Source organism: Streptomyces flavofungini (assembly GCF_041028215.1).
In the GTDB taxonomy this organism is placed as follows: Bacteria; Actinomycetota; Actinomycetes; order Streptomycetales; family Streptomycetaceae; genus Streptomyces; species Streptomyces flavofungini_B.
The window spans coordinates 1-11,664 of sequence record NZ_JASKYR010000172.1; the positions used below are offsets into that span (position 1 = coordinate 1).

The 11,664-nt window shown below is 70.7% G+C and carries 11 protein-coding genes and 1 pseudogene; 4 read left to right on the forward strand and 8 right to left on the reverse strand.

From position 1 onward, the window contains the following. Positions 1 to 181: 181 nt before the first annotated feature. The 5 genes from AB8Z36_RS14465 to AB8Z36_RS14485 form a co-directional block, all read right to left on the reverse strand. Positions 182 to 1,342 (reverse strand): acyl-CoA dehydrogenase family protein, encoded by a 1,161-nt coding sequence (locus AB8Z36_RS14465; RefSeq protein WP_369213686.1) that lies wholly within the window; start codon positions 1,340 to 1,342, stop codon positions 182 to 184. Between the two features lie 98 nt (positions 1,343 to 1,440). After that, positions 1,441 to 2,850: an FkbM family methyltransferase gene (locus AB8Z36_RS14470; protein WP_369213687.1), complete on the reverse strand. Its 1,410-nt coding sequence runs from the start codon at positions 2,848 to 2,850 to the stop codon at positions 1,441 to 1,443. Continuing rightward, positions 2,847 to 4,022, reverse strand: coding sequence for an alpha/beta fold hydrolase (locus AB8Z36_RS14475; RefSeq protein ID WP_369213688.1), 1,176 nt, complete (start codon positions 4,020 to 4,022; stop codon positions 2,847 to 2,849). Before AB8Z36_RS14475 ends, AB8Z36_RS14470 begins: the two co-directional genes overlap by 4 nt. A 14-nt stretch (positions 4,023 to 4,036) precedes the next feature. Next, positions 4,037 to 4,990, reverse strand: coding sequence for a chlorinating enzyme (locus tag AB8Z36_RS14480; protein ID WP_369213689.1), 954 nt, complete (start codon positions 4,988 to 4,990; stop codon positions 4,037 to 4,039). Beyond that, positions 4,987 to 6,879 (reverse strand): amino acid adenylation domain-containing protein, encoded by a 1,893-nt coding sequence (locus AB8Z36_RS14485; protein ID WP_369213690.1) that lies wholly within the window; start codon positions 6,877 to 6,879, stop codon positions 4,987 to 4,989. Before AB8Z36_RS14485 ends, AB8Z36_RS14480 begins: the two co-directional genes overlap by 4 nt. A 437-nt stretch (positions 6,880 to 7,316) precedes the next feature. On the opposite strand from AB8Z36_RS14485, the gene tsaD reads away from it, so the two are divergent. Next, on the forward strand, positions 7,317 to 8,426 hold the full coding sequence (gene tsaD, locus AB8Z36_RS14490) for a tRNA (adenosine(37)-N6)-threonylcarbamoyltransferase complex transferase subunit TsaD (protein ID WP_440581918.1): 1,110 nt from the start codon (positions 7,317 to 7,319) through the stop codon (positions 8,424 to 8,426). A 19-nt stretch (positions 8,427 to 8,445) separates the two neighbouring features. On the opposite strand, the gene AB8Z36_RS14495 is transcribed toward tsaD, so the two are convergent. Then, entirely contained in the window at positions 8,446 to 8,796 is a 351-nt protein-coding gene (locus tag AB8Z36_RS14495; protein ID WP_369213692.1) for a hypothetical protein, read from the reverse strand. A 73-nt stretch (positions 8,797 to 8,869) separates the two neighbouring features. Between AB8Z36_RS14495 and AB8Z36_RS14500 the strand changes: the two genes are divergently transcribed. Together AB8Z36_RS14500 and AB8Z36_RS14505 are read left to right on the forward strand one after the other, a co-directional pair. Beyond that, positions 8,870 to 9,610, forward strand: a complete 741-nt coding sequence (locus AB8Z36_RS14500) for a class I SAM-dependent methyltransferase (protein WP_369213693.1) — start codon at positions 8,870 to 8,872, stop codon at positions 9,608 to 9,610. 64 nt (positions 9,611 to 9,674) lie between these two features. After that, on the forward strand, positions 9,675 to 10,331 hold the full coding sequence (locus tag AB8Z36_RS14505; RefSeq protein ID WP_369213694.1) for a hypothetical protein: 657 nt from the start codon (positions 9,675 to 9,677) through the stop codon (positions 10,329 to 10,331). Here AB8Z36_RS14505 and AB8Z36_RS14510 read toward each other — a convergent pair. Next, positions 10,326 to 10,919 carry a carboxymuconolactone decarboxylase family protein gene (locus tag AB8Z36_RS14510; RefSeq protein ID WP_369213695.1) on the reverse strand — a complete coding sequence of 198 codons (594 nt, stop codon included), beginning with the start codon at positions 10,917 to 10,919 and terminating at the stop codon, positions 10,326 to 10,328. The two genes, AB8Z36_RS14505 and AB8Z36_RS14510, sit on opposite strands and share 6 nt — an antisense overlap. Before the next feature lie 210 nt (positions 10,920 to 11,129). Between AB8Z36_RS14510 and AB8Z36_RS14515 the strand changes: the two genes are divergently transcribed. After that, positions 11,130 to 11,444 carry a winged helix-turn-helix transcriptional regulator gene (locus tag AB8Z36_RS14515; RefSeq protein WP_369213696.1) on the forward strand — a complete coding sequence of 105 codons (315 nt, stop codon included), beginning with the start codon at positions 11,130 to 11,132 and terminating at the stop codon, positions 11,442 to 11,444. A gap of 28 nt (positions 11,445 to 11,472) precedes the next feature. On the opposite strand, the pseudogene AB8Z36_RS14520 reads toward AB8Z36_RS14515, so the two are convergent. Beyond that, positions 11,473 to 11,664 (reverse strand): annotated as a pseudogene (locus tag AB8Z36_RS14520) (carboxylesterase/lipase family protein); the annotation flags it as partial.

Here is an 11,664-nt window from a genome sequence, read left to right on the forward strand (position 1 = left end):
GATCGGGGTGGCGGCGCGCTGCCCGCGCCAGGCGGCGCAGGACGTACTGGAACTGGAGCAGCGGCTGCACCGTGCCGGACTGCTGCGCACCAGCGCGCGGCAGGACGACGTGGCGCAACCGGTGCGGGTGAAGTCGGCGTGACGGGGTCGGTGGGTCAGGGCCTGACCCAAACGCAAGGCCCTAGGTGAGGACGGCTTGGCCGATGAGGTCACGCATCACCTCGCTGGGCCCGGCGGCGATGGTGGCGGCACGGGCGTCGCGCTGGGCGCGCGCCGCGTAGGAGTCCTCCAGATAACCGTGTGAACCGTGCAGTTGCAGAGCGGTGTCGGCCAGCCTGCACGCCAGCTCGGTGGTGTGCAGCTTGGCCATGGAGCACTCCACGGCGGGCAGTTCGCCCTCCTGGTACAGCCACGCGGTGTGGTGCACGAGCTGGCGGGCCGCCGCCAGTTCGGTGGCCAGGTCGGCGACGCGGTGCACGAGGGCCTGTTTGCGGGCCAGTGCCTCCCCGGCGACCTTCCGGGCGCGCAGGTGCGCGCGCAGCTCCTCCAGCGTTCCCTCCATGCCGCCGAGCGCGAGCGTGGCGGCGGTGAGACGTTCCAGTTGCAGGCCGCGCATCAGGTAGTAGAAGCCGTTGTCGAGGCGGCCGATGAGGCGGTCGGCGGGCACCCGCACGGCGTCGAGGGTGATCGTCGCCGTCCCTGCCGACCGCCAGCCGAGGGTGCGCCGTGGACTGCGGGCGACGCCCGGGAGCGCGGTGTCGACGACCAGCAGGGACAGGCCTGTCGTTCTCCGGGGCCCGTGCCCGGTCGCCGGGGCGCCGGTGCGCACCGCCATGATCAGGAAGTCCGCGGTCATGCCGTTGCTGACCATCGACTTGGTGCCGTCGACGACGAAGTGATCGCCGTCGCGGACAGCCGTGGTGCCAAGACCGGACAGGTCGGTCCCGGCACCCGGCTCGGTGATCGCCAGAGCCGCCAGGCGCTCGCCGCGCACCGCGGACGCCAGATACCGCTGCGACAGGTCGCGGTCGGCCATCCGGGTCAGGTAGGGAGTGGCCATGTAGGAGTGGACGGAGACCGCCGCGCGCAGTCCCGCGTATCCGATGCGGCCGAGCTCCTCCAGGAAGACCACCGAGGTGAACAGATCGCGCTCGCCGCCTCCGACGGAGCGCGGATGCAGCAGTCCCAGATAGCCCCGCTCGCCCAGGAGTTTCCACAGGTGGGCGGGGACCGTGTCCCGCTCCTCCCAGGCCGCCGCGTGCGGCAGCACCTCAGCGGCCAGGAAGGCGCGGACCTCCTCGCGGAAGGCGGCGTGGGTGTCGTCGAAATACGCTGACTTCACGATCGGTTGCTCCTCTGTCCGGCCTTCGACGCGGCCTTCATCGCTGTCTTTCGTCGCCGCCTTTCGTCACGGCCTTTCGTCACTGACTTCGTCGCGGCTCAGGCAGGCGTTGCCGGGTCGGGGCCCGCACTGGCCTCGACAGCGGCGGCCAGCGCGCCGAACGTGCTGTCCATGAAGATCACATCAGGGGAGAGGGCGTCCTCCCCGAGCTCGTCCTCCACGGCGGCCATCAGACGCACGACCGTCAGGGAATTGCCGCCGAGATCGAAGAAGTCCGCTTCCGGGCGGACGGAGTCCGGTCCGAACAGCTGGGCCCAGACCCGGGCGAGCACCGCGACCCGAGCGGAGGCGGAGGCGGAGTCGGGCCGGTGACCGGGCGTCCGGTCCGGCTCGACGGGGGCCGCCTCGGTGGTGAGGGTGAAGGTGCCTGGCGGCACCGCCGCGGGCAGGCGCAGCGCGATCAGGACGCGCAGCTCCTCCTCCAGCCGGTGCAGGGTCGGACCTCCGGCGGCCGGGGCGGGAAGCGCCGACGGCGCGGGGGAGATCCCCTGGCGCCGGGCGTAGACATTGTGGCAGGGGGTGCGGGCGAGACGGGCGTCCTGCTCCGTGGTGACGTCGAAGCCCAGGAGGCGCAACCGGGCGATGACGGCCGTGAGCCGTTCGTCGATGTCGTGCACCTCCATCACGATCTGCTCGATACGGGGCCAGAGACTGTCGTCGATGCCGTCAAGGACCTCGGCCTCGGCCTTCTCCACGTCGATCTTCAGCAGGTCGATACGGGGGAGGCCGTGTTCGCGGACGACTGCGCTGAGGGTGGTTACGGGGACCCGGCGGGTCTGCGCGGTCATCCGGTCGCTCACCAGCCGGTCGAGGTGCTCGCCCTGAAGTGCCCGCTCATCGGTGAGCAGGTAGTCCCTGAGTACGTCGACATCCTCCCGCTGATCCGCGAACTGACCCGACATGACGCTGTTGTGGGGGTAGAAGGTGAAGACGGTCTCGCCGTCGGCGCGGCCCAGTGCCGAGCGCAGCACGGTCACGTCGATGTCATGCAGGGCGGCGTTGAGCGCGACGGCGTCGGCGAGTTCGGCGACCGGTTCGACGGCGATGATCCGGGAGCCGGGGCTGCGCAGGGCCGCGCCAAGCGTGAACATGCCGATGTTCGACCCGGCGTCCACCACGACGGCACCGGCGGGCAAGGTGATGCCGTGCCGGAAGTAGGCGTTGTCGGTGAAGATCTCGCGGTGGAGGAAGTCGGTCTCGCTCCGGTTGAGCCCGGCCACACGGATCTCTCCGGCCGGCTCGTGCCAGGACAGGCCGCCGAGCCTGCCCTGCGCCTGGAGAGCGGCCGAGCGGTGCAGGACGGGGGCGGTGAGGGGGTCGGCCAGGAGCCGGGCATGCGGCCCCTGGCCCGCCGGCCCGTCGGTGACGACCGCGTCGGCCACCGCGGGGTGTTCCTTGATCACCTCAGCCAGGTCTTCGTTCCGGATGCGGTCGGCGGTCTCACTCATGTGTCCCTCCGGTCCGAGACAACGCAGGACCGCACGAAGTCCCGGGCCAGAGCGACCAGGCCGTCGTCCGCGTCGAACGCTGTGAGATGGTCCCCGTCGGGCAGGGTGTGCAGGTGGGCCCGGGGCAGGTGCCGGGCGACGTAGGCCGATCCCGCCGGATGGGCCGTGGTGTCCTTCTGGCTGGTCACGACGAGGGCGGGCTGGGGGGCGTGCAGCAGGTCACGGCAGTCGGCGGACATGAGGGCCCCGTTCAGCAGGCCGTACCGGTGGAGCAGCTCCGGTGTGGCGTAGGGGTGTATGAGGTAGTGGGCGATGTCCGGGCGCAGCGCCCGCACGGTGCTGGGCCGACTCATGATCTTGTGCATCGCCGCGGCCTGCGGGCGGCCCCGGGAGACCATGGCCAGGAGCGCCTCGATGTCGTGCTGGTGGGGTGTCTTGGGTGCCGCCCCGCCGAGCTCGAAGTCGCCGTGCCACAGGCTCAGGGACGTGATCCGGTCCGACCGGGCCGCGGCGGCGAGTGCGATCACCGCACCTCCGCACAGCCCGAGCGCGTGGGCCTGGCGGATACCGAACCCGTCGAGGACGGCCAGTACGTCCGCGGCCTGGGCGTCGAGTGTGTGCTCGCCGGGCTCGCCGAGTCCCGAGCCGTCGGGCGAAGGGAACAGATTCCGGCTCTCCCAGGTCACGACGCGGTGGTCCGAGGAGAGTGCGGCCAGCCACTTCACGGCCAGCCCGACGGGCATCCCGCAGGCACTGACCAGGACGACCGCGGGTGCGCCCGCGGGCCCGGCGGCCCAGCACCTGAGGGGTGTGCCGTCTTGGGCGCGCACGACGATGCCGGGCCCGGGGAAGGCGGCGAGCGCCGCCCGCGCCGCCCGCTGCACCTCGCCCCCGGTCACGGCACCCGGGGCGGACAGGCCGAGCCGCCCGCTGACGGCGAGTTCGGCGCCCGAGAGCCCGTCCGGCCCGTCGAGGAGTTCGGTTCCGGGCAGGCCGAGGGCGGCGGTCAGCTGGTCCAACAGGAGCTGGCACGCCCGCGTTTGCTCCACGGTGAGCCGTACGGCGGGTGCCACCCGCGGTCGGTCCGGCAGGGCACGAAGGATCGAGGCGGTGTCGAGCAGGGCATGTGCGAGCGCCACCGGCAAGGACGCGTCGGCCGCGGTGGCTGCCACGGATACCGTCCGCATCACACTCCGGCCGGAGGGTGGGTGAGGAAGGGGTGGTCGCGGGTGGTGCGCTCGGCCAGCCGGTTGTGGCCGTAGGTGTCCTCGCCGCTGACCAGCACCGCCCCGTACCGGTCCAGGCTGACCCGGCCGCCGTACTCCTCGATGGCGGAGGTGCCGGGATAGATCTGCACGGAGGTGGGCACGTAGCGGGCGGCGAAGCCCATGCGCATGTCCCGGGTGAGGCCCTGATGCGGGTGGGAGGCGTGCATGAGGGTGGACCAGAACATGATGAACTGGCCTGCCCGCATCTCCATGGAGACGGCCCGCGACTCATCCGGCCGCCACTCGGGATCGATCTGCAGTTCCCGGTAGTCGTAGCCGAAGAACCCGCGCCGTACGCCCTCCTTGTCGACGGCGGTGTTCCGCTCCGGCGCGTAGTGCATGCGCTTGGTCTCGTCGTAGAACATGGTGCGGTGCGTGCCGGGGATGAACTGCAAGCAGCCCATGGCGGCGTCGGCCTCGGTGAAGGCGCACCACACGGTGATGGTGCCGCCGAAGTCGGATCCGCCGGGCCACTGGATCTGCGGAGTACCGGAGGCGTTGGCGAAGGTGTCCGCCTGGTGCCAGTCGGTGCCCTCGTCGCCCGGGTACTTGGGGAAGAATTCGGTGCGCCAGCACAGGACATCCGGGCCGAGGACGGAGGCGACACGGTGGACGATCTCCGGCCTGGTGATGTGGTCGGCCAGCATCGGGTGGTCGAGGTGGCGGTCGTAGTTGGAGATGTTCGTCGCCCCGGATACGGCCGCTTCCTCGTTGTAGACGGCCTGGCTGCGGTCCAGCAGCTCCAGTCGGGTGCGGCTCCACGCCTTCTTGATCTCGTCCGGTTCGTACAGCGTGAACGGGCCCGCGAACCCGTCGCGGTGGAAGGCGGCGACAGCCTCTTGACTCAGGGTGAAGCCGGTCTCAGCGGTCATGCGTCCCTCCGGGGTGATGGTGGTGCGGCAGCCTGTCGCCCCGGGGACGTCGAGGTGCGTGGGGTGGCGGGAAGCGCAGCGTCGACGTGGCGGGCCAGGTCGGCCACGGTGGCTCCATCGATGAGCACGGTGATGTCGAGGTCGGTGCCGAACTCCTCATTGGTCCGCTCGAACATGCGCAGCAGCGAGAGTGAGGTGCCCCCGAGGTCGAAGAAGTCGACCTCCCTGCCGACCTCCGGCAGGTCGAGGACCGACTGCCAGATACGGAGGATGCGCCGCTCGGTGCTGGTGAATTCAACCGTGTCGGTGTCGGCGGTGGCCGGTGCGGTGACCGGTGCGGTGGCTGTTGCGGCGGCCGGGTCCGGGAGCCGCTCCCTGTCGACCTTGCCGTTGCGGGTCAGCGGCAACTCGGGCAGGACCACGTAGGCCGAGGGCCGCATGTGCGGGGGCAGGGCGGCCGCGGCCCGCTCGCCGAGGCGAGGTGCGAGCAGGTGTGCCGCGACGTCGGAAGCCACGTAGGCCAGGACGCGCACATCGTGGTCGCCGTAGTCATGGGCGACGGCCACCGCGGCGGAGACGTCGGACCCCGCGAGGAGGACGGCTTCGATCTCACCCGGCTCGACCCGGTAACCACGGATCTTGATCTGGTCATCGGTGCGGCCGAGATAACCGTAGCCGCCGTCGGGAAGCGCCACCACACGGTCCCCGGTCCGGTAGCAGCGCTGGATCTCACCGTCGGGGCCGGGCCGTTCGAGGAAGCGCTCCGCGTCCAGTTCCGGGCGTCCCAGATAGCCGCGGGCCAGCCCGGTTCCGGCGATGTACAGCTCCCCGGGAGTGCCGACGGCGACCGGCTCGCCGTCCTCGTCACACACGTGGAAGCCGAGATCGGGCAGCGGGACGCCGATCGGGCTGACGCCGGACGCGTGGATGTCGGTGGCGGTGATCCGCCGGTACGAGGCGTGCACGGTCGCCTCGGTGAGGCCGTACATGTTGATCAGACGCGGATGCTCGTCGCCGTACCGGTCCACCCAGTCGCGCAGTTGGACGGCTTCGAGCCGCTCTCCGCCCAGCACCACCACACGCAGGTCGGTCAGCGGCGCGTCGGCGTGCTGGTCGGCCGTGGCCAGCCGGACGAACGCCGACGGTGTCTGGCTGAGGACCGTCACGCGCTGTTCTCGCAGCAGTGCGTGCAGAGCCTGTGGCGAGCGGGCGGTCTCTTGCGGCACCACCACGAGCCGTCCGCCGGACAGCAGCGCGCCCCAGAACTCCCAGACGGAGAAGTCGAAGGCCACGGAGTGGAACAGCGTCCATACGTCGTTCTCGTCGAAGGAGAACCAGTCGTGGGTGACGTCGAAGAGCCGCACGACGTTGCGGTGCTCCACCTGTACGCCCTTGGGTAGGCCGGTCGAGCCCGACGTGTATATGACGTAGGTCAGGTCGTGCGGGCCCGCCCTGCCCGTATGCGACGGCGCATCCAGCGGTACGTCCGGATTCGCCCGCGAGTCGTCGAGCACGACCAGATCGACATCGAAGGCGTCGAAGCGCCCGGCGTAGTCGGCGGTGGTGACGAGGTGGGTGACCGCACTGTCCTTGAGCGTCCAGGCGATCCGCTCCTCGGGATAGCCCGGGTCGATGGGGACGTAGGCGGCACCCGAGCCGAGGATGCCGAGCAGGCCGACGGCGAGCTCACTGGTGCGCGGGACCATCAGGCCGATCAACGAGCCGCTGCCGGCCCCGGCGTCCCGCAGCCGCTGGGCGACCACGGCGGCCCGGCGGTCGAGCTCCTGATAGGTGAGGTCACGGTCGTCCGCCGTCACCGCCACCCGGTCAGGAAAGCGCGCGGAAATTTTTTCGAACAGTGCGATGAGCGTGCGTTGCGCTGACTCCACTCTCTATCCATCCTGCAGGCGGAACGATGGACGGCGTTACGGAATCATCGGATGAGGACACGTGCCACTGCGCGGTACGTCGCGGGCGGCCCCCGGCGAACAGACCGGTGCTCCGGCCCTTGGGCATGGGGTGGCTCGACCACGAATGAGCATCGTCATCGGGTCGCGTCTCCGGCGCAAGGGCGAAATCGCGCTACCGACCGCGTTCATTGAGTCAACCGACAGTGACTCGATTTCCTGCTGAGCTTCGTCGGCCTGGAGTTAAACGGAATTCGGTCCATCACCTGTTACGCGGGCTCGGCCAAGCGGGAATTTGAGCCAACCCGGGCTTCCCTGCGAGGGCGGCACGCGGGGTCGGTGCGCCGGGGAGCCGAACTGACGGCCCCCGCTTATTGCACATATATTGCAGATGCAGTGCCTACGCATGTGTGCACTGAATGCGCAAGAGGGGAACGGCTGTGAGCGGACCGGTAGTGCTGGGGATCGAGTCGTCGTGCGACGAGACCGGCGCGGGCATCGTCCAGGACGGAAAGCTGCTGGCCCACGTGGTGGCGTCGAGCATGGACGAACACGCGCGCTTCGGCGGCGTGGTGCCCGAGATCGCCTCCCGCGCGCACCTCCAGGCATTCACCCCGGTCGTACGGGAAGCCCTGGCCGAAGCAGGGCTGCGGCTCGCCCAGATCGACGCGGTGGCCGTCACCACCGGCCCCGGCCTCTCCGGTGCCCTCCAGGTGGGTCTTGCCGGAGCGAAGACCCTGGCCTACGCCGCAGACGTCCCCCTCTACGGCGTGCATCATCTGGCCGGTCACGTCGCCGCCGACACCCTGGAGCACGGGCCGCCGCCGAAGCCGTGTGTCGTACTGATCGTCTCCGGCGGCCACACGTCCCTGCTCCTGGTCCGAGACCTGGTGCGCGAGCCGATCCTGCACCTGGGGGACACCCTCGACGACGCGGCCGGAGAGTGCTTCGACAAGGTGGCCCGCATCCTGGGCCTTCCCTATCCCGGAGGCCCCGCCATCGACCGTGCCGCACACACGGGAAACCCCGACGCCGTCGCCTTCCCCCGCCCGCTGACCAAGCCCGGTGACGACCCGTACGCCTTCTCCTTCTCCGGGCTCAAGACGGCTGCCGCCCGCTGGGTGGAACAGCACCGCCTGCGCGACGAGGAGCCCCCGGTCGCCGATGGCGCTGCCGCGCTCCAGGAGGCGGTCGCCGACGTCCTGACCCGTAAGGCGCTGCACGCCTGCCGCGAGCACGACGTGCGGACGCTGATCGTCGTCGGGGGAGTGGCCGCCAACTCCCGCGTGCGGGCCCTGGCCGAGCAGCGCTGCCGGGCGGCGGGGATCGAGCTGCGGGTGCCGCCGATGACGCTGTGCACGGACAACGGCGCCATGATCGCGGCCGTGGGCGACCTGCTGGTGCGCTCGGACGCCGAGCCCGCGCCGCTGGACGTCTCGATCGACCCGTCGGCCCCTCTGCGGTACGCCTCCCTGACACCGACGGCGGCTCCCGCGGCGCGTACGGCTGCCGCGGCACCGGCGGCCTGACGCAAGTGACCGTCGATCTTCAAGCGGCTCGGAAGAAACCCGGTGGAGCGGGCGGCGTGGGCGCCGCAGGATGGAACGCATGAGCCTGCCGACCGCCACGCACCGGGTGGAATTCCTGCGCCATCCCCTCCTCGACTGCCCGGACCTCACGGCCTGGGGCATCCGCATCGACGGCGCCGACCTGCGTGTCCTGGTCGCCGACGCGACGCGCGCGCTGTGGGCCCGGGAGTTCGACGAGGACGACTTCACCTCGCCGGAGCGCGAGGAGTTCCTGCTGAAGCAGCACGCCCCGTTGCATCTGGACGACGACGCCGACGGCGCCCGGGCCCGCGCCCACTTCCTGGGTGACGCCCCGCCACACCTCGCTCATGCGGCCCCGGAGCGTACGTCAGAGATCAGTAATGGTGTTGACCGCCCCCGCCGGGCAGTGCTGGAGTCGGGACGTGGACAGCATTCCCGCCAATCGGCGCCTGTGGAACCGGATCAGCAGCGCCTACCAGCACGAGCACGACCCGCAGATCGGCGCCTCACCCCGGCTGTGGGGCATGTACTCCATCCCGGACGCGCGCCTGGGCGCCCTGGGCGATGTCACCGGCAAGCGTGTCCTCGAACTCGGCTGTGGCGCCGGGCAGTGGTCCAGGGCGCTCGCCGCCGAGGGCGCCACCGTCGTCGGGCTTGACCTGTCCGAAGCCCAACTCGCCGCCGCGTCCCAGGCGATGGGTGCGGACCGCTACCCGCTGGTGCAAGGCGCCGCCGAACAGCTCCCCTTTGCCGACGGCAGCTTCGACCTGGTCTTCTGCGACTTCGGCGGGCTCAGCTGGGCGTCGCCGCACCTGGCCGTGCCGCAGGCCGCACGCGTCCTGCGGCCAGGCGGTCGCCTGGTGTTCAACGTCGCCAGCCCATGGTTCGAGGCCTGCTACGACGAGGCCGCGAGCCGCGTGACCACGACGCTGCGACAGGACTACTTCGGGCTGGACACCATCGCCGAGGGCGACGGCGCGACCAGCTATCAGCTCACCTACGGTGACTGGGTCAGGGTCCTGCGCGGCGCGGGTCTCATCATTGACGACCTCATCGAGCCGCGCCCCGAACCCGGAACACGCAACGGCTACAACGAGACAGACCCGCCCGACTGGGCCCACCGCTGGCCGGCGGAGCTGCTCTGGGTCACCCATAAACCGTAGGGTCCGAGGAGCTGGCGACTCATGAGCGAACGCCTCCTGTTCGTCCTCGCGATACCGTGCCGACATGCCGCGAACAGTCGAAACCGGATCAGCCTCGTCTGCCGTCACCGCGGACGACGTCGACCTTGCCGTGCGGCTCGCCGTGGGCATCCTTCGGGACGCGCCCTCGGAGCGATGGGGCGGTAAGGCCGGTTCGCTGGAATGGGACTGCTGGGAGACCGTCGAGCACCTCGCCAACTACCTGTTGTACTACGCCGTCCAACTGGGGCCGCAGAGTCCGCCCCTGGACACCCATGTCCCTTTCGCGTTGAGCCAGAAGAGGCCGGACGCGCCCATGGTCTTCGTCTACGCGGAGCGTGAGGCAGGCCCGGCCGGGCTCGTGCAGGTCCTGGAGGCCTGCGGCGCGTTGCTGGTCGCCATGGTGCGTACGACGTCGCCGCAGGTCCGCGCCCACCACGCCGCCGGGGTCTCGGACCCCGAAGGGTTCGCGGCGCTGGGGGTGCAGGAGACGCTGGTGCACATGCACGATGTGGCGGAGGGCCTCGGGGTCGCCTGGACCCCGCCCTCCGACCTCTGCGCGCGGGTGCTGGCCCGTCTGTTCCCGGATGCACCGGGCGGCGCGGACCCCTGGCACACCCTCCTGTGGGCCACCGGCCGCGCCGAACTGCCGGGACGTCCTCGTCTCACCGCATGGCGTTCGGACAGTACAGCGCGGTCATGAAAGCGGAACGGCCGGACCGTTGGCGCCCGTGCGTCCTGCCCCATAGTGCGTGAAGCGTGCGGCCCATGCCTCGTGGGGCAGATCCAAGCCGTTGGTGAGGTAGGAGACCATGCGGTAGAAGCCGCAGAGCATCAGGATCTCCAGGATGGCGTGCGGCGTGTAATACCTCAGACCGTCCCGCCAGTCCGCGTCCGTCAGCGTGCAGTCCGCGTCGATCCGGTCGCACAGCCCGACCAGGCAGGCTTCCTCCTCGGTCCAGCAATCGTCCTCGGGGCCGCCGTCGCAGGTCGAGGCGATCTGTTCGTCGGTCAGTCCGGTCTTCTCGGCGAAGAGGCTGACGTGCACGCCCCATTCGTACTCGCTCCCGCAGCGTGCGGTGATGCGGTCGATGACGATCTCGCGTTGCCTGAGAGTGAGGTGGCCCCGGTCGAGGAGGCCGCCGCCGAGGAACCGCTCGAAGAGCCGTCGGTCCGTGGCCAGCGTCGTGAACAGGACGAGCGAGTCGCCTTCCGGCGGCATCAGGCGTCCGAGCGGCTCCTGGGCGTAGTCCGGATAGGGCTTGGGCGCGGGTTCGATGCGAGCGGCCATTCCTTGCCTCCTTCTCGCGTTGCTCCTGGTTCGTTCGCGGCGGTCGGAGCGAGTGTCGCGTCCCCGCCGCCCCGGTTGCTTCGATTTCCGAAGCGAGCACTCATGCTAGCGTTTCGGAAAACGAAGCACTAGGGGAATGGGGTGGACACCATGGCCGAGACACCCAGACCCGGCCGTCCGGTTCGTGGCTCCGAAGGCGGTCGTCCGATCATGGCGGCGCTCGATCTGTTCGGGCGGCGCTGGAGCCTGCGCGTCATGTGGGAGCTGCGACAAGGCCCCACCGGATTCCGCCCCTTGCAGCAGCGCTGCGACGGCATGTCCTCCAGCGTCCTGCGTCAGCGCCTCGTCGAACTCACCGAGGCGGGCCTCGTCACGCAGCGGGGCACCAGTGACTACACCCTCACCGACCTGGGCGAGGACGCCTGCCGGGCCCTCGGCCCCCTCGCCCGCTGGGCCGAGGGCTGGGCCGACGCCCTCGCGGAGCCGCAGCCCGGCCGCCGGGCGAGCACGGAAGACCACGTGTGAAGCGTGCGCGGCCCGCGTGACCGCGTGGTCACCGGCGCCAGACCCGCCGTTCCCGGCCCCGTGGGTCGTCGACCTGGGTCCATTCGGCGTCGATGCGCATCGTGGTCCGGCACTCGGCGTCGTACGGGGCCCAGCCGGGGGCGCCGTCCCTGGCGAACCTGATCCATGCCTCGTGCATACCGGGGGCAAGGTGCGCGGGGGGCTCGTCGGGGCCCAGCAG

What these genes read in the sequence shown, in the direction of transcription:
- AB8Z36_RS14505 (WP_369213694.1), top strand. Translation starts at nt 9,675, where the DNA reads ATGCCGCGAACAGTCGAAACCGGATCAGCCTCGTCTGCCGTCACCGCG.
- AB8Z36_RS14480 (WP_369213689.1), bottom strand. Translation starts at nt 4,990, where the DNA reads ATGACCGCTGAGACCGGCTTCACCCTGAGTCAAGAGGCTGTCGCCGCC.
- AB8Z36_RS14495 (WP_369213692.1), bottom strand. Translation starts at nt 8,796, where the DNA reads ATGAGCGAGGTGTGGCGGGGCGTCACCCAGGAAGTGGGCGCGGGCCCG.
- tsaD (WP_440581918.1), top strand. Translation starts at nt 7,317, where the DNA reads ATGCGCAAGAGGGGAACGGCTGTGAGCGGACCGGTAGTGCTGGGGATC.
- AB8Z36_RS14470 (WP_369213687.1), bottom strand. Translation starts at nt 2,850, where the DNA reads ATGAGTGAGACCGCCGACCGCATCCGGAACGAAGACCTGGCTGAGGTG.
- AB8Z36_RS14510 (WP_369213695.1), bottom strand. Translation starts at nt 10,919, where the DNA reads ATGGCCGCTCGCATCGAACCCGCGCCCAAGCCCTATCCGGACTACGCC.
- AB8Z36_RS14515 (WP_369213696.1), top strand. Translation starts at nt 11,130, where the DNA reads ATGGCGGCGCTCGATCTGTTCGGGCGGCGCTGGAGCCTGCGCGTCATG.